Genomic DNA, 20,442 nt, shown 5'->3' with positions numbered 1-20,442 from the left:
ACTATGAACCACAGCAATACTACGACAGACGTGATCCTTATTGGCGCCGGCATCGTGAGTGCGACGCTCGCCACGCTCCTGAATAAACTCGAGCCGCAGTGGCGCATTACCCTGTTTGAAAAGCTCGATTCCGCAGGCCAGGAGAGCTCGAATGAATGGAATAACGCCGGCACCGGGCATGCGGCGCTCTGCGAGCTGAACTATACTCCCGAGCAGCCGGACGGCTCCATTGATATCAGCAAGGCCGTCAATATTAATAACCAATTCCAGGTTTCGAGGCAGCTCTGGGCGCATCTGGTGGATCAGGGCGATCTTCAAAACCCGGAGGAATTTATCCGTCCCCTCCCCCACATCAGCTTTGTTTACGGGGAGAATCACGTGAACTTTCTGAAAAAACGGTTTGAGGCTCTCGACGGTCATCCCCAGTTTCAGGGCATAGAGTTTTCCGACGATCCTGATCAAATCAGGCAGTGGATCCCGCTAATGATGGAAGGCCGCGACGCTGACGAGCCGATAGCGGCCACGAAGGTTGACCACGGCACCGACATCAATTTCGGGGAACTGACCCGCCAGATGCTCGCCAACCTGGAGAAGCAGGACAATATCGAGATCCGCTACAACCATTCCGTTGACGATATTTCCCAGCGAAACGACGGCTCGTGGGAAGTAAAGGTACAGAACCACGAAAAGGAAACTTTGGAAGAACATACGGCTTCCTTCGCCTTTATCGGTGCCGGCGGCGGCGCCCTGCCACTGCTGCAGAAAACCGGCATCCCCGAAAGCAAACATATCGGAGGCTTTCCGATCAGCGGCGAATTCCTCGTCTGTGATAATCCGGAGGTCGTCCGCGAGCATCATTCCAAGGTGTACGGCAAAGAGCCTGCCGGCACCCCGCCGATGACGGTTCCCCACCTGGACCGGCGCCATATTGAAGGCAGAGATACACTCCTGTACGGTCCGTTTGCCGGATTTACGCCCAAGTTCCTGAAGCAGGGCTCGCCGCTGGACCTGTTCGGCTCGGTCAAGCCGACGAACGTGCTGACAATGCTTGCAGCAGGCGCGAAGAATACACCGCTGCTCAAATACCTGGCCCAGCAGCTGAGCATGTCGAAGGAAAACCGGATGGAGGAGCTGCGGAACTTCGTGCCGAATGCCTCCAGCGAGGACTGGGAGCTGCTCGTCGCCGGCCAGCGCGTGCAATTAATCGAGGATACAAAAGAAGGCGGCCGCGGCGCCCTGCAGTTTGGCACCAAGCTGATTCATGCGAGCGACCAGTCGATGGCCGCTTTGCTCGGTGAATCCCCGGGCGCTTCCGTGTCGGTGTCAATAATGCTCGAGGTCCTGAACAAATGCTTCCCCGAGCACCTGGAAGCGTGGGAGCCGAAGCTGAAGGAAATCATTCCGTCCTACGGCAAATCCCTCGAGGATAACCCTGAGCTGTTGGACATGGTGCACGATTCCACGTCGCGTACCCTTGGACTGGCGGCATCTAAAGCATAAAAAGCTCTTCATCCGTATAGAATACAGAAAGGAAGCATCCACGTGCCAAACGGCGCCCGGTGCTTCCTTTCCTTTTATCTAAAAAAGCTTTTTCCTAATCCTCCAGCTGACGCCGCTGGTAGGTGATGAAAACGACGCCCCACATGACGGCCGTCCAGCCGACAATCCATAAGAGCGGAGCCGTCACGTCGACCCACGCCGCTCCCTGCTCCACCTGGCGGGCGATCTCCACCAGTTGAACGTTCGGCAGGTATTCAAGCACCCCTGCTGCCTGGTAGCGGCTGGCCATTTCTTCGATAATCTGCGAGAACCCGAAAACAAACATAATCGGCAGCAGAGCGACAGACGCCTGTACGACCGACGTCGCTAAAAGACCCAGCAGCGTACCGAGCGCCAGGTAAAAACCGATCGACAGCACCATCCCCGCTCCGACAATGCCTGCGTGAGAAGGCTCGTAGCCGGCGAGGAGAATACATACGAATAGCGTCAATGCTGTGAATAGAAAGGTTAATACATTTTTGCCGGCCAGAATTTCCCACGGAGATGCCGGAGACAGCATCAGCCCCCGCAGCGTATGCTTTTCTTTTTCCTCGGCAATCAGCGCGGCCTGGACAAATGTCGCCACAAGCACCAGCGCGATGTTGAACGTTAAGTAATGAATTTCTATCGGCAGCTGGTCCTGCTGTCCGTAAAACAGAGCCAGGATAACCGGTGTTATCACAGTGGTCGTCACAAACAGGTTTTTCGATAAATCTTTAACATCCTTCATAAAAATCGCATACATACGCTGTACAGCCATCATCGTTACACCAGCTCCCTTCCCGTTAAACGGACGAAAATGTCTCCCAGTGTCGGTTCCTGGGAATGGATCGCGGCCACCCGTTCGTCAGCCATATATTCATACAGCTGTTTGGCATACGCCGGGGTATTCGCGAGCGTATGCACATCCCCGTTCGTCAGCTCTACTTGGATCATGCCTTCGGAATACCGACGCCGAAGATTTTTGGGGGTATCAACCTGCTGCAGACGCCCGTCATGGATAAAGGCTACCCGGTCGCAGAGCGTCTCCGCTTCCTGCATATCATGGGTCGAAAGAAAAATCGTTGTTCCCCGTTCGTTTAATGCCCGCAAGCCCTGGTGAATATGCTGCATATTCCCCGGATCAAGGGCAGACGTCGGCTCGTCGAGCACAAGCAGCTCCGGTTCATGAAGCAGCGTCCGGGCGAGAACCGTGCGCTGCCTCATGCCTTTGGACAATTTGGCCACAGACCTGCGGCGTGCGTCCTGCAGGTTCACAAGCTCCAGCACGTCCTGAATGCGCTGCCTGGGCACGTCGTACAGTTTGGCATAAAGCGCGAGATTTTCCTCGATGCTCAGCCGCTGATACAGGCCGCTGTTATCCGTCAGCACGCCAAACCGCCGGTAAAAGTCGCTTGTTGCCCGCACCGGCAGAGACCGGCCGAAGACGCGCACCTCGCCATCGGTTGCCTCAAGCTGATTGGTAATCATTTTAATAGTCGTTGTTTTTCCTGAGCCGCTTGGGCCTAAAAAGCCGAAAATTTCGCCCGGCTGCACGTCGATATCCAGGTCGTTGACGGCCACCTGGTTGCCGTACATCTTGGATACACCTTGAAGGTGAAGAATCGGTTCCATTATTGCGCCTCCTCCTATGTGATTGCTTTCAGCATACGAAGAAACGCGGTCTGGCGCATTATATTCCTGGTCAATGGAGCATATCCGGCCCCCAATGATACATATTCTGCTCTCAGTGGAACACTTATTTGATGCCGAGCATCGCCTTCAATGCGGCCATTTTCGTTTTGGACAGCGGAATTTCCGCCTGGGAAGCATCATTTAACACAAGCGTATAGCTGTTGCGGGTCCAGGTCATAATTTCGCGCACATTCTGCAGATTTACAATATACGACCGGTGGCAGCGAAAAAAGCCGAATGGCTGCAGCCGTTCCTCCAGCTCGGCAAGCGTAAAAACTGCCGGGAAGGTTTCTCCCTGGACATGAAGATGCACCTCGCCCTGCACGCTTTCAATAAATTCAATTTCGGTGGGATGAAACAAAATTAATTTCTCGTTTACACGGCTTGGTATTTTATCAAACGGCAGCCCCGGCTCTTTATCCTCCACGGCTGCAGGTGCCTCCTCTTCCTCATTTTCCGTCTGCGTCTCCACCAAATGCAGCCCGGAGGATTCCAGACGGTAAACGTTTTCTGCAAGCAGAACCGCACTTTCCATATTTCCCGTCAGCACGAGCACCGTGCTTCCTTCTTCCTGCAGGCGTTGAAACAAACGGGCGATAATGCGCCTAGTTTCCAGGTCAACGTTCTGATCCGGCTCTTCGAACACACAGAGAGGCGCGCGCTGGGCGCACAGGCGCGCCAGCTTTAACCGCTGCTTTTCCGAATATGTCAGCTGTTTTACTGCTGAATGTGCCCGTTCCTGCAGCTTCACTATTGAAAGCATTTCATTTACCGACCAGGAGGAAGCGTACAGCTGCTGAAATAAGCGAACCTGGTCCCGGACCCGGATACGATCGTACAACCCGTCCTCCAGCCGGCACACGCCAACCTCCCGGGTAAACGACCGGCGTTTTTTTAGCGGATCGCCGTTTACGATCGTCGCCCCTTCTGAAAGAACAGATTTGCCAAGAAATGCTTGAAGCAGCACCTCCCGGATGTGGGTATGTGTATAGACCGCAAGCACCGATGGCTCGGTTACCTCCATGGTAAAAGCGGGAAATAGCGTGATTCCTTCGTTTTGTTTTTCCCATTGCTGAAGTGATAGTGTAGCCAATTCACGTTCTCCTTTCGAATTTTTCCGCCAGCTCTTTTTGTTTAGTATACATAAAAATACCCTGATAATGGTAGAGGTGATACGTTTTGCTTTTCAGACACCCGTTTTTTATTATCCCGGAAATATGTAAATAATTAACTTTTCTTTGATATGCATATTTAGAAAGAACTACTCTTCACTCGCAGAAGAACTACAGCCGGGATCATTATTACTGTCTGGCACCGGCAGCTCGAATCAAATTCTTACCTTCGCCACCGTTTTTACCTCCCTGGTAGTCAAAACGTTCTGACGCTTGGGGCCAGAATTTATTTTCTTTACGGGTAACCGAAAATGTTTTGCTGGCAAGTATTTTATCCCGCCAATGCTGATGGCTGTGGTGCCCGAAGGTTTACTAATAAAAAACTCCATACCAAAAAGCCCCCGCAGCAATTTCTGCCAGGGGCTCAGATTTTCAACTCCACCGTCACCAGATAAAGGATGTCCGGCGTACACCGTTAATACTCACCGGTCGGCTGTCTCCGATGGGCGTCCGTACGTGCATCTCAGTAAAGCCATTATCATACGTCCCTTCCTTCTTTACGGTCAGGCTGATGTCGTTTTCGCCGGGTACCATGGTCCACGTAATCAGCAGATGCTCCGTATTTTTGCGCCTGTCGTCGTCATCATAATACGTAAACGACGTCTCCACCCCGTTTTCCCCGGGATACACGTACAGGTCGATCACGTGCTTTTCGTTTTTTTCGACCGGAATCAGGCTCCCGCCCTTCACCATGACCGGCGTGTAGGTAAGCGGTGCCGGCACTGTTACCATCCAGCCTCCCTCGTACCAGCGCCCGGTATACATGTCGTACCAGCCGGATGCATGCTCCGGAAGGTACACCGTGCGCTCCCGTTCCTCCGGGCGTACCATCGTGCAGACGAGAAGCTCTTCGCCGAGCATGAATTCGTCGTTTTCGGCATACGTATGGTCATCGTCCGCAAAGTCGAAAAATGTCGGCTTGACCACGGGTTCATAGGTTGCAGCCGAGTGATACAGCAGCGAGAATATATAGCCGGCCAGACGATCGTGCCAGCGCATCGCCTCGGTCACCCGGTCGATGATCTGCGGATACATCCACGGCTCGTTTACCGTCCCGTCGTCGTTCCACGAGTGAATCGTAAACCGCGGGTAATACACGCTGCTCTGCACCCAGCGCAGAAACAGCTCCGGCCCCGGGGCATTGCCGGCAAAGCCTCCGGTGTCATGGCCGAAGTTGTATACGCCCGACAGGCTCAGCCCGACCGACATGTTGATGTTGTATTTCAGCGTCCTCCAGCTTGAATAATTGTCCCCGGTCCACGTCTGGGCGTAGCGGCCAAGCCCGGCGCTTCCGGAGCGGCTGAGCACGTACGGCCGGAGTTCATCGTTATACTCCACCTGGGCCTCGAGTGAGCTTTTCGCCATCAGCATTGGAAAAATCGCCCGGTACGGCTGGAATTTTGCGCCCCGGCCGAACAGGTGAATATCGGCCTCCGGATCCCACACCTCAAACTCATTGTTGTCGTTCCATATGGCGTCAATCCCCTTTGCCAGCAGTTGATGCTTCACGTGCTCCTTCCACCACGTGATCGTGCGTTCGTTCGTAAAGTCCAGGTGCACGCCGAGCCCGTCCCAGAACTGCTCAAACAGCGGATCATCATATTTGTTCAGCACAATATAATCGTTGTCGAGCACCTCCTGGAACTGGGGATGATCACTCAGCAGCGTCGGTTTGACGTTGGCAATTACGTGGATGCCGTTTGCATGAAAATCATCGGTGAACTGCTTCGGATCCGGAAACTTGTCATAGTTCCAGTTGAACACATGCCGCCTGGAGCCGATCGAGGTATAGCCGGACGACAGATGAAAGGACCGGCAGTCAATGCGGTGCTTTTTGCAGTCCTCCACGAATTTCATCAGCAGCTCCTGCGAATTTTTTGCCTCGGTGTAGGTCATCGCCGACCCCGAATAGCCGATGCTCCACTTTGGCATGAGCGCCGGCCGCCCGGTCATCCATGAAAACCGCCGCGTCACGTCGGCCACCGCCGGACCGAGAATAAAATAGTAGTCCAGGTATTCGGACCGCGATTCAAAATATCTGTACCGGCCGTGGTAATGGTTTTTCTCCCGTCCCATATCAAACAGGCATTCATTGTAATCGTCGTAGTACAGCCCGTAGGCTACGCCCGTTTCCGGCGAATGCGTGATGTAGTACGGGATATGCTTGTACAAGGGGTCCGTCCCGGAGGCGTCGTAGCCCATGGCATCGATATTGAGCATCCGGAAGCGCTCCCCGTGCTTATTCACCTCTCCCGATTTTTCGCCGAAGCCGAAGTAGCGGTCGCTGTCGCTTCGTTTCAAATAGTGCGCAGTCGGCGCAGCTTCGGCAATTTGAAAGGCGTACGCCTGCGTGTCACGGTCCTCGGCAATCAGCACGTCTTCCTTTCCGGCGCCTGTTTTTATATACCAGCGGCAGTGAAGCCTTGCCGTATTTATTTTCAGCTTCAGCGAAGCGGTTTCGATTTCATATTCCCCGGGATAGGCTGTTAGGTCAAAGTCCGGCAGGGTAAAAAGGCTGGCGATTTTATTCCGGTCGATTCCTTCAAACGGCACTTCGGTGTCCCCGGGAGCTACCGCCCACGTATGAATATTCACGTGCGGATTTTCTCTGGTCAGCGTCACGCGGTACAGGGAGTCCTCGAGCACGTAGACGCATAAATACATGTGCTGCAGCGCATTTTCAAAGATTAAAACATTACTTTTTTGCTCTGATAAAATAAACTGGTCTTTTATCATCACGGGTATGCTCCTCTTTGGGTTATCTTTAATCCTGCGAATTGATTTACTTCATATTACGGCGTTCCCCCGGGATTAGCAAGTTTGAGCGGCCACAAAAAAAGCAGAACCCCATCCGCTGGAGTCCTGCTTTTATTTGGCTATGCTTTTTACTTTCCGATAAGGTCATCCATCTGCTTGATGAGCGCGGTACGCTTCTTCTGGTCCAGGGCGTCCGGATGAGGATCGCCGAAGTCGCCGCTGTCGTTGTCAAAATACTTTCCGGACGCGTCGACAAACGTCTCCGACAGAGCCGCCTGATACAGAATATTCGCCCCGATAGCAATATCGTTACCTTCGACGCCGAACGCGGTCTTTACCATTTTACTACCGAGGAGGGACCCCGGATTCACTGCCACGATGACCGGCTCGACACGGTGCGCCATCTCTACGGTCCACATCGTGAGCGCCAGCTTGCTCTGGGCATATGCCTCTCCGTCCTGAAGATCCGCCTCACCCGAGAGTGCCTTCGGATCGACCGGCTTCTGCGCCGCCGAGGATAAGTTCACAATGCGGCCCGTTTCATCCATAAGCGGCAGCAGCTCGTTGGTCAGGATATACGGAGCCATCGTATTCACCGCAAATCGGATGTCGAGCCCGTCTCCGGTTTTCTCACTCGAGGCTGTGTATACACCCGCGTTATTGATGAGCACGTCCAGATGCCCGTGCTTCTCCTTCACTGCCTCGGCGAAGCTTCTCACATTCGCCATCTGGGACAAATCGGCCACATACTGCTCAGCATTTTCGTTTCCAATCTCTTTGGCCACATCCGCAAGCTTTTCCCCGCTGCGCCCGTGCAGCAGCACCTCGTGGCCGTCTTTAGTCAGCATTCTCGCCGTTTCCATTCCAATGCCATCCGTCGCTCCTGTCAGTAATATTTTCATATTTTATGCCTCCATTAACTATATATATTAAGCAGCTCGTTACGCTTAGACGTAGTCCCCATTCCCAGACAGTTGTATTCGAAACATCGTTCTATATGTCTCCCAGGCCCGTTTCGGTTATAATTGACAGAACTTGATTATATTTCAGCCTAAAAGGAGTTTTGCCGAATGAATATCCAGCAGATCCGCAACGCTACTCTCATCGTCGAATACGCCGGCAAGAAGTTTCTGGTCGATCCGTATTTAGGAGAAAAAGGCGCCTATCCTCCACTGCCGAACCCACCGGCCAATGCACCGGACGGCGACAAGAATAACCCGGTCGCCGAGCTGCCGGTTTCATTGCAGGAAATCACCGCTGGCGTTGATGCGGTCATCGTCACGCATACGCATCAGGACCACTGGGACGAAGCCGCGAAGGAAGCACTTTCCAAGGATCTTCCGCTCTTTACACAGAATGCCGATGAAGCGGAGACTATTCGGAACGAAGGCTTTCAGAACGTCGAGGTGCTTCACGAGGACACCGTCTTTGAAGGGATAGGATTGAGCAAAACGAAGGGCGAGCACGGCCGCGGTGACATTTTAAACGTTGTCGGCCCGGTATGCGGCGTCGTGTTCAGCCATGAATCAGAGCAGACGCTGTATGTGGCCGGAGATACGGTCTGGTACGAGGGCGTCCAGGAAGCGGTCAACCTCCACCAGCCGGATATCATCGTGGTCAATGCCGGAGACAATCAGTTCGCCGAGGGCGGCTCGCTCGTTATGGGCAAGGAAGACGTGTATGAGCTGCAGCAGGCCGTGCCGAAGGCGAAAATCATTGCCGTGCACATGGAAGCGGTGAACCACTGGACGTTATCGAAGGAAGAATTAAAAAGGTTTGCTGAAGAAAAAGGCATCTCAAAGAATGTGCTGGTGCCGGAGGACGGGGAAATTTACCGATTTTAAATCGAACTTATAAGTAGCTTTCACTACATGAATAAAAAAGCCAGCTCAATATACAACGAAGACTCCGGCCTCCATAGGCGCCGGAGTTTTTCATTATTTATCTGCATTAACATTCTCCAGGGCTGTAAACCAACAATAGTAATGCCGATGATATAATAAAGCTCACATAAATTACTCTTTCTACCATATATGATAAAAGGATACAAAGACGGTGATGTAGAAATTATTAGGAGTTAGCTGTTTCATCTATTAATCAGCTCGTCTTACGAGGGGAAAATTAATGAACTACAACAAACAGTTATATAAAAGGAGAGGATTATTTGGCTAGAAAAAAATCCAGCATTAATGATTTCCGCAAGGTTCTGTATACTTTAGCAAAGGTTTTAGGAGACATTAATGCTGTTAAAAAAGGAAAAGTTGGAAAACGGGTTGGCCGTCGAATAGCTGGAAAAGCCACTGGAAGAGGGCTCGGAAAACTATTTAAATAATTTTTAACAGCCGGGCTAACCTTATGGTAAAGCTACCTGCTAAAGAGGCGTTCAGAGCAATTTATATCTGGGTGCCTCTTTGTCGTGGGAATTTCTCCAATTTACGTTATTTCATTTAATATCAATCCTAATTAAAGTCTCTGCCCAATTGGTATTCCGGGGCTTTTGATACAGTCATTTTAGGGTATAGGAGTGATATTACAGGGAAAAGAGCGTTTTCACGTCCCGATGGCTGTATACATATTTCATTTCTACCTTCCGCCAGTCCAGTGGTATGCTTTCTTTTCCTCGTTACAAGTACCGGCAGGAGAATGCCGATGTAAAACAGAATCAGGCAAGAACCGCGAAAGGAGAATGATGCATGAACAAAAAGGTGATATCAGTACAAAAAAAAGCCCCGTCCCCCTCTGTTAATTACTTTCGCCGCTTCGCCCCCAGCGCTGCTATCCTGTCGGCCATCGTCATAAGTGGATGTTCTTCAGAGGAAGAGAGCGATAATGACAGTGCGCCTCCGGAAGAAGAGACCGACACTAACGAAAACGAGGAAACAGCGCAGGAGGAAGAGGAAACCGAGCAGTCAAGCGAGCCCTCCGATTACGGTGTAAGCGCCGGGCATCCGGCAGCGGTTGATGCCGGCATGGAAGTGCTCAATAATGGAGGAAATGCGGTCGATGCCGCTGTCGCAGCCGCCTATGCGGTCTCAGTTGTCGAGCCGTTTGCCTCCGGTATCGGCGGAGGCGGCTCGGTGTTAATTCAGGAGCAGGGTGAAGATCCGCAGGCATATGACTACCGCGAGGTCGTACCCGAGGGAGGCATTCCTGAATCCGACATAGGTGTTCCCGGCTTCACGGCCGGCATGAACGAATTACATTCAGATCATGGCACGGCAGAATGGGAAGAGCTGCTTGATCCTGCGGTGGCTCTTGCTGACAGCTCAGAGGTTTCCGGACTGCTCGCAGACCAGCTCGAATCGGGAGAAAGCAGGCTGCCCGTCAGTGAGCTGAGCCATTTCTACCCTGACGGCGATCCTCTTGAAGCCGGCAGTACCGTGGAGCAGGAGGAGCTCGCGGACACCCTCCGTACCATCCGCGACAACGGAAGCAGTGCCTTGTATGAGGGAGACGCCGGGCAGTCGCTGGCCTCTCAAATCGAAGGCATAGACACCGCGTCGCTTGAAGCCTTTGAGATCAGCCAAAACGACCCGTCCGTCGGGACCTATGCAGGCTATGACATTATCGGCGCCGCCCCGCCGCTTCCCGGCATCAGTGTGATACAGATGCTGCAGATGCTTGAGGAGCGCGGCAGCATGGAAGCCGGACGGGAGAGCACGGACTTTATTCACGATACAGCCATGTCCTGGAGACTGGCCTCCCAGTTTATTGAAACGGACTACGGCGATCCGAATTTTGTGGATGTGCCCGTGGATGAACTGACCGATCCGGAGCAGAACGCGGAGCTCGCAGCGGAAATTTCCAGCGACAGCGTTATTTCCGATGCGGAAGCCTCCTCCTATACCGGAGATCCCAACACGACTCATATTACCGTTGTGGACGAGGATGGCACGTTTGTGTCGATGACCAATACGCTCACCAACTTCTGGGGCTCCGGGGAATATGCTGACGGCTATTTTCTGAATAACCAGATGGACCGGTTCGATATCGGTGAAAACGACGTTAACGAACCCGAGCCGGGACGGCGCTCGGTCACGTGGTCCTCCCCGATGCTTGTCGCAAATGACGACGGCCCGGTGCTTGGTATCGGGAGTCCGGGTGGCGAGCGGATTCCGATTATGCTGACGCAAATCATTTCCGACTGGGCGGAAAATGACGTCAGCCTCGAGGAAGCTGTCGAAGCGCCACGGTTTCACCTGGACGGCGACGACCTGATCATGGAAGAGGCACCTGAGACGGAACAGCGTGAGGAGCTGCTCGCTATTGGGTACGAGGATATCCGCGAACAGCCGACGCCGCTGTACTTTGGCTCGATTCAGGCGTTAGCCCTGGACCAGGAGAGTGGAGAGCTTTCCGGGGCGAGAGACCCACGGCGGGAAGCAGATTGGCAGAGCAGTACTTCAGAGTGAACAAAGCCTGTAGTACGAATAGCTCTTTAGTTTTTCTGTCGTTTTCGTTTATCCTCTATAAGGGTTCTTTCCCGCACCTTAGATCAACATCCGAGAAGAAGTTCCCTTTGTAGAAAGTAGGTTTTTACATGACATCCCCCCAGGAAAACATTCCAGGACAGCGCATCAATATACTCGACCAGATACGGGGCGTGGCTCTTTTTGCGATTTTTATCGTTAATATTTTCGGGCTCGCGTTAGTGAATCCGGCCAATCCGACCTGGCTTGGTACCTTCATTAAAACATCCGTCGCCGTCGTGTTTGAGGACAGCGCCCGGCCATTGTTTGCGATGATGTTTGGCATCAGCCTCGTGCTCATTTTCGACCGGATGAATACGAAAGGGACAAACCCCTATCCGACCCTTATCCGGCGGCTCGTCATTCTGTTTTTTGTGGGCGGCCTGCACGGGTTCTTTATCTGGGCAGGGGACATCTTGCTTATGTACGCCTCCGCGGGAATCCTGCTGCTCACCTGCCTGCGGCTCCCCACCCGGTGGCTGCTCGGACTCGCCTTTTTATTCTGGCTCGGCTATTCCACCGGGTTCGACCTGCTGGACGGCTACACATCCGTGCAGATGAATCCGGAGCAGTGGATGAAGGACGCCCTGCCCCCGGATCAAGCCTATCCGACCGGCGTGGAATACTTATTGATTGAATGGTCGACGATGATCGATCACCTCGGCTATTTCTTTTTTGGGATGTACGCCTACCGGAGCGGGGTCTTTTTAAAAGCCCGGGAGAACCGCGACCGTAAATGGCGGCTCGCCCTCCTCTTTCTTCTTGCCGGACTTCTTGGAAAAGCCGTTCTGTACGCCGGAGTAGGCAGCCCGCTTGTCGCTCATCTCGACGATGTGTACGCGTTTCTGGTGAGCCTGGGGATCGGCCTCGGACTGCTTCTCGCCGGTACCAGCCAAAAAAGCATTTCCATGTTTCTCATACCATTTACCGCCGTTGGGAAACTGACCTTCACCCATTACCTTCTGCAGTCGCTCATTTTCGTGAGCCTGTTCCGCGAGAGCGGCCGCACGTTTTTTAACGGCGTGGGTATCTGGGACCCGCCGGGCTACGTGTTCGCATTTGCCATCGGCATGCTGGTGTTTGCCGCACAGCTGCTAGCTAGCCCGCTGTGGCTGAAGTATTTTTACTACGGCCCACTGGAATGGGTGTGGCGGATTGGGACGCATATGAAATGGGTGCCGATGATTCGGAAGCGATCGTAAATGAACAGAATATCTATCGCCTAAAACCACTCGCAGGCTAATATACTTCCTTTTAAGTAAATCGATGCAATACATCATTTGTTTTACTTGGAAGGGAGTATTTTTCTCGTAAATATGCATAAAAAACTCCTACTTAATACCTTAGAGAAAGGAGTTTCACTATGAATATCTTTCAAGCACTTAGTATGGGCAACGGAAAATTAAATGAAGAAAATATGAGCGCAATGCTTGGCTACCTGCTGTCCCCCAAAGAGCCTCATGGTCTGGGTGATGTGTTTTTGCGAAGCTTCCTCGAAGCTTTAAACGAGACAGAGGCTTTAAACGGGCGGTTTAAGAATATACTGGACCAGCATTCTCTGTCTGGAACAGAAGTTATTTTTGAAAGCCCCTATCAGCTGGACGAACGAAAGTTGTTTATCGATCTGGATCTGCGATTTTATTCCTCCATTCCTTCTTCAGGTTCACAAGCGGAAGCAGCAGAAACACACCGCGTATTGATCGAAAATAAAATCCGCCCGCAGGCGGCAACGAAGGACCAGTTCCGGCGCGAGTATTTCGCCGTTCGCGAGGATCTTGAAGATCAACATGAAACAGCGGTGACAATGATCTACTTAACCCCGGAAGCTTCCCAGGGGCCACTTCAGGAAGCATATGAGGCTTTACGAGAGGAAGATATCGCCCCGCACCGTAAAGCCTGGTGTACCTGGACCGGAAACGACGGCTTCTCGATTGTTTCTCTCATTCGATTAATGCTGGAAAAAGAAGCCAAGGGCGAGATTGATCCTATCTCCGAATACGTCCGTCATACTTTGAAAGCGTTCATTCGTCATATTATGGACAGTCAACAGTCCATTACCAAACGCTCCAGTGCTCCTGCCGATTCTGGAAGCATGCAACAGGAGGTGACGGTTACATTAGCAGGCACTAGATACCAAATTCAACGATACGCCAGCGGCATGGTTATCGTATACAACGCTGACCTGGGAGAAAAGGAGATAGCCAAGCCCCTCCTTCGTCAGATAAATCAAGAGTTTGACCTGGGTGTCGAGCTGTACAGCCCTTCCGGTAAAAAGAAAAAAACACCACAGCTCGGACGTGATGTTTTAAAGGCGTTAAACGCAGCATCTTATTAACTTCATAAACAAAAGCCCCGACGCCTTCATACGCCGGGGCCACATATTATATTGCTTTAATTAAGCCGCTTTCTCTTCTTCGTTTTTCTTGCCCTTATTGCGGTTCCAGCTGAGCAGGAAGATGCCTGCAAGTACCGCCAGGATAATCAACGAGTACAACCACTGGGACTGGACAAGCATGATCAGGTTGCCGAGCGCAAGACCGATAACTCCAAAGTCTGCGTCGCCGAACGTTGTGTTCTGGAACCCGAGATCGCCGAGCAGCGGCAGCAGAAGCGCCGGCAGGAAGCTGATCATAACGCCGTTTGCAACAGCTCCGACAATAGCTCCCACTCTCCCCCCGGTGGCGTTACCGAAGACCCCGGCAGCCGCTCCGGTAAAGAAGTGCGGTACAAGACCCGGTACGATTACGGCCAGGCCGAGTAGCGGCAGGATGAACATGCTGCCGAGACCGGCAATAAAGCTGAACAAGAAGCCGATGATAACCGCGTTATTCGCGAATGGGAACACGGCCGGTGCATCGAGCGCCGGTTTGGCGTTCGGTACAATTTTGTCCGCAATCCCCTTGAACGCCGGTACGATTTCACCCAATAGCATCCGTACCCCGGCGAGAATAATGTAAACGCCGGCTGCGAAGGTAAGCCCCTGCATGAGTGCGAAGATGATAAAGTTCTGGCCTTCGCTTACCTCTGATTCAATAAACGCCGGACCGGTGAACAGTGCGACTACCACAAACAGGATAACCATCGTCAGTGAAACAGAAACGGTAGTGTCACGCAGAAACCCGAGCGACTTTGGCACCTTGATGTCTTCGGTGCTCTTGCTTTTGTCGCCGATCCGCTTTGCGAGAAAGCCGGAAACAAAGTAACCGAACGATCCGAAGTGGCCGACCGCGATGTCGTCGGACTGCGTAATTTCACGCGTGTACGGCTGCAGCATCGCCGGCAGCAGTACCATGAGCGACCCGAGGATGATGGAGCCAAGCGCTACCATCGGAACACCGGTCATACCGCCGGTTGTCAAGATAACCGCGATCATGCATGCCATAAACATAATATGGTGGCCGGTCAGGAAAATGTAGCGAAACGGCGTAATTCTTGCGAGGATAATATTCACGATCATGCCGAACAGCATAATCATCGCCGTTTCCGCCCCGAAGGCGTCCTGGGCAACCGCTACAATTGCTTCGTTGTTCGGGATAACCCCGTCGACGTTAAATGCCTGATTGAACATGGCGCTGAACTGGTCGAGAGACCCGGTAATTACCGCTGCCCCCGCTCCTAAAATCACAAAGCCGAGTATCGTTTTCAGCGTGCCGGACACGACGTCCGACGCTGCCTTCCGCTGAATCATCAGGCCGATAAAGGCAAACAGCCCGACCAGAATTTCCGGTGTGCCCAACAAATCATTCATCAATAAATCTACCATCACTCAACCTCCCCCTTATAAACCCCTGGTGCTTTACAGATTTTTTTCCAGTGCGTCCCGAAGCTCCTTCTTGTCGAGAAGGTTATTCAAAAGCGCGATGTTGCGCGTGCCGTCGTCAAGATTGCCGAGAATGTCGGCCGAGCCGATGTACAGGTCGGCGCTTTCTGTTTTCGCGGTCGTCAGATCCGTATGGGACACGTCCGCTTCCTCGTTCATTTCCTTCAAAATGCTGTTCACGTTCATTTCCACCATCATCGAGCTTCCCAGTCCATTGCCGCATACTACTAATATCTTTTTCATCTTTCTCACTCCTCGTTATTATTGGGTCGAATACGTTTTAACCAGTTGCATGATTTCCTGTTTGGATGATGCATTTATAAGTTTCTCTTTTGCTTCCGGTTCCGACAACAGCTCGGTCAGCTGCGACAGCGCTTTTAAGTGTGTTTCATTATCAATCGCCGCCAGCACAATCACGACCGACGCCTGGTGCTTTTCCTCCTCTGAAAAATGGACCGGCTGCTGCAGGTGCAACAGGCTCATGCCGAGCCTGTTGACGCCTGATTCAGGGCGCGCGTGCGGAATCGCAATATCCGGCGCAATGACAATATAGGGGCCGAGTTCTTCAATGTTTTGGATCATTGCCTCGATGTAGGAGGCGTTCACGCTCTCGTTATCGGTAAGCGGAGTGGAAGCCTTGCGGATCGAGTCCTGCCAATCCGCCGCGAAATCTTCCATTATAATAGTGTCTTCGTTGAGCAGTTCTTCCAGCATGGGTTTGGTTGTCTCCTTTACCTTTGAAATATCGCCCCTCAGGAAATGCCGGAGCTTTTCGGCCAGCTGTTCGCGCTCATGGATCGTCGCGTGCTGGCTGATGGCGTTCAGCAGCGCCTCTTCTTCAAAAGCGCCGGGGCTGCTGTCGGCAAACACTTCTTTTAATCTGGCATGCACGCTGTCCCGCTCCTCGTTTGTTAAAAACGGCGGCAGCAGGATCACCGGTGTATCGGTTTCCGGTACGGGAATCGTGCTGAACACAATATCCACCTGCCGGGTCATCGCCTCGTATTCCTGCCGGGACAGAATGTCCTCGACCATCAGCTCCGGCATCATCGCCTCAAGCTGGGCGCGGAGCAGCGCAGACGCCGCAATCCCGTTTTCGCAGATGACCACGGCAGTATACTTTTTATTCGTCTGCACCCCGTCCCGGTGCAGCCAGCCCCCGAAGTGCATCGCAATGTAGGCAGCTTCCTCTTCCGGAACGGTTTTACCGAGGTAGGATTCCAGGTGGGTAATCGACCGCCGGGTCAGGTGCAGCACCTCCGGGTAATTTTTCTTTACTTCCTCCACGTAGTCGTTTGCAATCGGCATGTCGTACTTCATCCGGTAGTAGGCGGGCTTTAAGTGCGCCAGTAGGTTATCCTCGAGCTGCCTTCGTTCGTCGAACACGAGGCAGCCGACCACCTGAAAGTCGTTGACAATCTTTGTGATGATCATGCGCAGCTGGTGTTCTTCCTCCGTTTTGGACTGCTTCGCAGTTTCCCGCTGAACCCGGGAGCCGAGCAGGTGCATCGCGAAGTAATAAACGTCTTCTTCCGCGAGAGCGACCAACTTTCGCTGCTCCAGACTGTGCTGAATTTCCTTCGCCGCCTGGTACGCCTTCGTCTGCCGGATAATTTCTTTTTCTTCCGCATCGATGTCGACGGCCGGGGCGCTTCCGGGCTGCTGCGCGGCAAGAAGCAGCTGCAGCACGAGCGAGCGGATAATTTCATCGCTGTACTGCACTTCAAGCATCGCCTCGACGCGCCGGATTTCGTTTTCGATCAGCGTGTACAGCTGATCCTCCTGGGGCAGCGCCGCCGGCGACAGCATCTGCTGCGCCTTTTCCTCCATTCGCTCCGAGAAGCGCTCCGAGAAAATGTCTTTAATGATCGTATTTAACAGCTGCTGCTTTTCCTCCCGGCTCCCGTCAAGATAATAGCCGGTGTGCTTGTCGTTTTTAATGCGGATGCGTTTCGGCTCCAGCCATTCTGCGGCTTTTTTCATGTCCCGGAACAGCGACCCTCGGCTCACGTTAATCCAGTCAAGCAGCGTGTTCGTCCGAACGTTCGCTTTCGCCACCAGGAGATGCAGAACGATAAGATAGATGCGCTCCCACTGGTCAAACCGGTAGTCCCAGTCACTGTCGATATGGGTAACATCCTGCAGTTTTCGTTTTGTCTCCGGATCCAGGTAGATGCCCTTGCCGTAGATCCGCTGGGTGCGTGTCAGCCTGTTTTCCTCGAGCCAGTCGTCAATCTGCTGAAGGTCGTAATAGATGGTGCGCTGTGAGATGCCGAACTGCTTCGTTAACCGGTCCACTTCCACGACTGAGTCTGCCTGCAGCACATAATTTAGAATCGCCGTCCGACGCTGATCCAGGACGATGATGATTCACCTCCCGCCTCTTTGTTTCAAATTGCAAAGTGTATTTGCTCATCACTAGTGATTACCGTTACTATAATACAACCGCCGCAACTATGTAAGGGCTTTCCATGTTTCAAATTTGTAGAATAGGAATTTGCAAAATGGTACTTTTTTAAAATTCTTTTTCTACATTAAACAATAAAAGCTTCTCACGCATTTAATAACTGTGTGAGAAGCTAATATTAAAACTATAAAATAGCATTTTTCTTCATCTAAATATTTCTTCATCTATCACTTTCGCTAATTGTTCTATTTCCATTACGCTCGAATTTCCTAAAATGTTCAATTAGTACTCCCTTTTAATCGAATAGATGAAAAATCTGTATTGTTTAAAGGGAGTATTTTTTATGCTTCGTTAAAATATTTTACATTTATCAGGAAATTTTGATCGAAAAAATATTTTAAGTTATCGCAAGTTTTATTTTTCAGCACTCTATTATATATGCTAATAAATATTTTTTTTAATGGGAGTAATTACTTTATTCATAATCCTAAAATTATCTACTTGAGGAGGATTCAAAATATATAAATTTGAATCAAAACTCCTAATTTCTTCTCTTAATTCCATTAAGAGTCTGCCTAAAGCATTAACGCCTATTAGATTTTGCTCGTTCATTTGACGAGTCCCCCAATAATCATCTCTAGAAGATAGTTCAACAATGTCATTATAACCGGTCGAAAGTAGTAAGCTTGAAAATTTTCCCCAATTGTTTAAGAGTTTTACTCTTAAAGACCATCGCATAAATTGTATTTTCTTATTTTCCCAATCATTTCTAGTTTTTTGTCGATACTTTTTACTAACCATTTTTGCAGTCATAGGACTTTTATGAGAGAAAATTTCTTTTTGTATTTCTGCATTTAGTGGGTATCTGCAGGATTGATACAGTGCTTCTGAAGTAAATATTTCTAAGTCATTAATTTTTATTGGATAACCTGAAGACATATTTGAGAGACCGCCGAATCTATCTTTAGTCTTTTTGAATACAATAACTTCATTTTTATTATACTTTCTAAATTCTTTTTTCATTGTTTATTTCCATTCCCATACACTGTTCTCGGAAATAGAGGGAACCAGTCCCCTAGACTTGAAGTTTTATTTTCGTCTCCCCACCATAAAACTAAGGGGCAGTTATTTGCTATATTTCTGTATGTTATTAGCATTGAACCAAACCCCAAACTTTTCTGGTTATCAAAACCTAAAGGTTTTATGTCTGGATTTTTACTTATGCCAAAAGATTTTATATAAACACCTTTTTCCAAAAAAGCTTTCTCTACAATACTTCTGTTCTCCTTTGAAGTAAATAATGTTTCTTGTTCAGGCACATTGGTCTTTCTCAATAAAGGATAATAATTATTTTGCGCTTCGGTCCTATCTTCCTTTGTTTTTTTAATTATTTGTGAGGTATCAGAATTATATTTGTGATCTCCGGCCCAAATGCACTCGAATTTTTTTATAACTTCTTGATTTCCTGGATGTGTATTATGGAGCATTTTGAAATACCAAATTTCTATTTTAATTCCTTTTTCTTTCGCTATTCTATTTAATTTATCAAATGTATATTGATAATTGGCATCATATACTGCATAAAAAACAATATGAATTTCACTTGCAACAGGCGCTTCATTTAACCAATTACTAATATCTTTAATGACTTTTCTTCCTGTAAACAATATTTCATCTATATAAATAAATCTATTAGGTTTGTTTCCAAAATCTTTATTTGATACACCATATTTTGGTAAAACTTCTTCGTTCATCAATTTCAATAAATCTTGTTGACTTGCTCCAAATTTTTGAATATTAAGAAAGCATATATTGTCTTTATTTTCTATAGGTTTCCCACCAATAATGGAAGGGTAGTTCAATATATTTCTTAAAAATTGTATAAAATTTTGCTTGTTTATAAATTGACTTTTCAATATGTGTACTAATTCATTAAGTATAATTTTTCTTGAATCGCTTTCAAATTGTAATAACCATTTTTTAATTCTTCCTTCGGTAACTATGCCCCCCTTATAATCTTCGACAATATTACTTAAAATTTCGATTAATGCATTATAAGTTACCATATTTTTTCGCTTTTTTTTCTGACTTTCTCGAAGTTGGGGCAACATTAGTTTTTCACGGAGGTTATTTTCTTCTTGAGTTGTAGTAAATAATTCAAAAGTGAAATTTCTTCTTTTTTTTAATTGCTCGAAAGATTTAATCAAAGCATAAGGTTCTTGTATATTCTCCTCTATACTGCCAATATAATAATTTTCATAATATACGTCAGTAATATTATTTTTTTGCCATTCTAAAGTTACAATATCTCCTACTTCAAGACGGCTAGCTATTTCAATGTTTTGATTTGCGTATTTTTTCAAACTAATAAGATTACTTTTCATTTTCTCACCTCTAATTGTTTAATGTTTTTAAATCTATTTAACAAAATAAATACTCTTTTTACTAATACCTTCTTTCATTATTATCTCAAAAATAATTTTATACTGTTCTATATGCTTTTGATAAAAACGCTCTAGCTTATCTCTGTCTTCTTGATGTATGTAAATATCTATTTTTTAATCTACAATTTTCCATCTCTTTTCGGTTAAATACACCAAGTCA

The 20,442-nt window shown here is 49.6% G+C and carries 16 protein-coding genes; 6 read left to right on the top strand and 10 right to left on the bottom strand.

Features of this window, described 5'->3' with window-relative positions:
- The first annotated feature begins 3 nt into the window (after window positions 1-3).
- Window positions 4-1,500, top strand: a complete 1,497-nt coding sequence (gene mqo / locus ACTRXH_RS02880) for a malate dehydrogenase (quinone) (protein ID WP_474280501.1) — start codon at window positions 4-6, stop codon at window positions 1,498-1,500.
- Between the two features lie 94 nt (window positions 1,501-1,594).
- On the opposite strand, the gene ACTRXH_RS02875 is transcribed toward mqo, so the two are convergent.
- The 5 genes from ACTRXH_RS02875 to ACTRXH_RS02855 all read right to left on the bottom strand — a co-directional run bounded on the left by ACTRXH_RS02875 (window position 1,595) and on the right by ACTRXH_RS02855 (window position 8,044).
- Window positions 1,595-2,302 carry an ABC transporter permease gene (locus ACTRXH_RS02875; RefSeq protein ID WP_474260621.1) on the bottom strand — a complete coding sequence of 236 codons (708 nt, stop codon included), beginning with the start codon at window positions 2,300-2,302 and terminating at the stop codon, window positions 1,595-1,597.
- Between the two features lie 2 nt (window positions 2,303-2,304).
- Window positions 2,305-3,153 carry an ABC transporter ATP-binding protein gene (locus ACTRXH_RS02870; RefSeq protein ID WP_474260620.1) on the bottom strand — a complete coding sequence of 283 codons (849 nt, stop codon included), beginning with the start codon at window positions 3,151-3,153 and terminating at the stop codon, window positions 2,305-2,307.
- A gap of 124 nt (window positions 3,154-3,277) precedes the next feature.
- Window positions 3,278-4,306, bottom strand: a complete 1,029-nt coding sequence (locus tag ACTRXH_RS02865; protein WP_474260619.1) for a LytTR family transcriptional regulator DNA-binding domain-containing protein — start codon at window positions 4,304-4,306, stop codon at window positions 3,278-3,280.
- 463 nt (window positions 4,307-4,769) lie between these two features.
- Window positions 4,770-7,121 carry a glycoside hydrolase family 31 protein gene (locus ACTRXH_RS02860; protein ID WP_474260832.1) on the bottom strand — a complete coding sequence of 784 codons (2,352 nt, stop codon included), beginning with the start codon at window positions 7,119-7,121 and terminating at the stop codon, window positions 4,770-4,772.
- Between the two features lie 149 nt (window positions 7,122-7,270).
- Window positions 7,271-8,044 (bottom strand): SDR family NAD(P)-dependent oxidoreductase, encoded by a 774-nt coding sequence (locus tag ACTRXH_RS02855; RefSeq protein WP_474280499.1) that lies wholly within the window; start codon window positions 8,042-8,044, stop codon window positions 7,271-7,273.
- A gap of 168 nt (window positions 8,045-8,212) precedes the next feature.
- On the opposite strand from ACTRXH_RS02855, the gene ACTRXH_RS02850 reads away from it, so the two are divergent.
- The 5 genes from ACTRXH_RS02850 to ACTRXH_RS02830 all read left to right on the top strand — a co-directional run bounded on the left by ACTRXH_RS02850 (window position 8,213) and on the right by ACTRXH_RS02830 (window position 13,946).
- Entirely contained in the window at window positions 8,213-8,986 is a 774-nt protein-coding gene (locus ACTRXH_RS02850) for an MBL fold metallo-hydrolase (protein WP_474280497.1), read from the top strand.
- Window positions 8,987-9,306: 320 nt separating this feature from the next.
- The gene (locus ACTRXH_RS02845; protein ID WP_474260616.1) at window positions 9,307-9,474 is read left to right on the top strand and encodes a hypothetical protein; all 168 of its coding nucleotides are present in this window, start codon (window positions 9,307-9,309) and stop codon (window positions 9,472-9,474) included.
- A gap of 361 nt (window positions 9,475-9,835) precedes the next feature.
- On the top strand, window positions 9,836-11,554 hold the full coding sequence (locus tag ACTRXH_RS02840; RefSeq protein ID WP_474260615.1) for a gamma-glutamyltransferase family protein: 1,719 nt from the start codon (window positions 9,836-9,838) through the stop codon (window positions 11,552-11,554).
- Between the two features lie 128 nt (window positions 11,555-11,682).
- Window positions 11,683-12,813, top strand: coding sequence for a DUF418 domain-containing protein (locus ACTRXH_RS02835; protein WP_474260614.1), 1,131 nt, complete (start codon window positions 11,683-11,685; stop codon window positions 12,811-12,813).
- A gap of 161 nt (window positions 12,814-12,974) precedes the next feature.
- Window positions 12,975-13,946, top strand: a complete 972-nt coding sequence (locus ACTRXH_RS02830; protein ID WP_474260613.1) for a PD-(D/E)XK nuclease family protein — start codon at window positions 12,975-12,977, stop codon at window positions 13,944-13,946.
- A 60-nt stretch (window positions 13,947-14,006) separates the two neighbouring features.
- Here the strand turns inward: ACTRXH_RS02830 and ACTRXH_RS02825 are convergent, their stop codons facing one another.
- The 5 genes from ACTRXH_RS02825 to ACTRXH_RS02805 form a co-directional block, all read right to left on the bottom strand.
- The gene (locus tag ACTRXH_RS02825; protein WP_474280749.1) at window positions 14,007-15,374 is read right to left on the bottom strand and encodes a PTS ascorbate transporter subunit IIC; all 1,368 of its coding nucleotides are present in this window, start codon (window positions 15,372-15,374) and stop codon (window positions 14,007-14,009) included.
- Between the two features lie 33 nt (window positions 15,375-15,407).
- On the bottom strand, window positions 15,408-15,674 hold the full coding sequence (locus ACTRXH_RS02820) for a PTS sugar transporter subunit IIB (RefSeq protein WP_322524744.1): 267 nt from the start codon (window positions 15,672-15,674) through the stop codon (window positions 15,408-15,410).
- An 18-nt stretch (window positions 15,675-15,692) separates the two neighbouring features.
- A complete protein-coding gene (locus ACTRXH_RS02815; protein ID WP_474280495.1) occupies window positions 15,693-17,756 on the bottom strand; it encodes a BglG family transcription antiterminator in 2,064 nt (687 codons plus the stop codon).
- A 523-nt stretch (window positions 17,757-18,279) separates the two neighbouring features.
- Entirely contained in the window at window positions 18,280-18,861 is a 582-nt protein-coding gene (locus ACTRXH_RS02810) for an NADAR family protein (protein WP_474280493.1), read from the bottom strand.
- Window positions 18,858-20,222, bottom strand: a complete 1,365-nt coding sequence (locus ACTRXH_RS02805; RefSeq protein WP_474280491.1) for a phosphoribosyltransferase-like protein — start codon at window positions 20,220-20,222, stop codon at window positions 18,858-18,860. The genes ACTRXH_RS02810 and ACTRXH_RS02805 overlap by 4 nt, the downstream gene beginning before the upstream one ends.
- Window positions 20,223-20,442 lie beyond the last annotated feature (220 nt).

This window comes from Marinococcus sp. LNHM5E3-2.1, from assembly GCF_056034365.1.
Note: the sequence above shows the minus strand (reverse complement) of the source record. Positions and strands in the feature narration are given on the sequence as shown.

What these genes read in the sequence shown, in the direction of transcription:
- ACTRXH_RS02860 (WP_474260832.1), bottom strand. Translation starts at nt 7,121, where the DNA reads ATGATAAAAGACCAGTTTATTTTATCAGAGCAAAAAAGTAATGTTTTA.
- ACTRXH_RS02875 (WP_474260621.1), bottom strand. Translation starts at nt 2,302, where the DNA reads ATGATGGCTGTACAGCGTATGTATGCGATTTTTATGAAGGATGTTAAA.
- ACTRXH_RS02830 (WP_474260613.1), top strand. Translation starts at nt 12,975, where the DNA reads ATGAATATCTTTCAAGCACTTAGTATGGGCAACGGAAAATTAAATGAA.
- mqo (WP_474280501.1), top strand. Translation starts at nt 4, where the DNA reads ATGAACCACAGCAATACTACGACAGACGTGATCCTTATTGGCGCCGGC.
- ACTRXH_RS02835 (WP_474260614.1), top strand. Translation starts at nt 11,683, where the DNA reads ATGACATCCCCCCAGGAAAACATTCCAGGACAGCGCATCAATATACTC.
- ACTRXH_RS02855 (WP_474280499.1), bottom strand. Translation starts at nt 8,044, where the DNA reads ATGAAAATATTACTGACAGGAGCGACGGATGGCATTGGAATGGAAACG.
- ACTRXH_RS02840 (WP_474260615.1), top strand. Translation starts at nt 9,836, where the DNA reads ATGAACAAAAAGGTGATATCAGTACAAAAAAAAGCCCCGTCCCCCTCT.
- ACTRXH_RS02850 (WP_474280497.1), top strand. Translation starts at nt 8,213, where the DNA reads ATGAATATCCAGCAGATCCGCAACGCTACTCTCATCGTCGAATACGCC.
- ACTRXH_RS02825 (WP_474280749.1), bottom strand. Translation starts at nt 15,374, where the DNA reads ATGGTAGATTTATTGATGAATGATTTGTTGGGCACACCGGAAATTCTG.
- ACTRXH_RS02820 (WP_322524744.1), bottom strand. Translation starts at nt 15,674, where the DNA reads ATGAAAAAGATATTAGTAGTATGCGGCAATGGACTGGGAAGCTCGATG.
- ACTRXH_RS02810 (WP_474280493.1), bottom strand. Translation starts at nt 18,861, where the DNA reads ATGAAAAAAGAATTTAGAAAGTATAATAAAAATGAAGTTATTGTATTC.
- ACTRXH_RS02805 (WP_474280491.1), bottom strand. Translation starts at nt 20,222, where the DNA reads ATGAAAAGTAATCTTATTAGTTTGAAAAAATACGCAAATCAAAACATT.
- ACTRXH_RS02870 (WP_474260620.1), bottom strand. Translation starts at nt 3,153, where the DNA reads ATGGAACCGATTCTTCACCTTCAAGGTGTATCCAAGATGTACGGCAAC.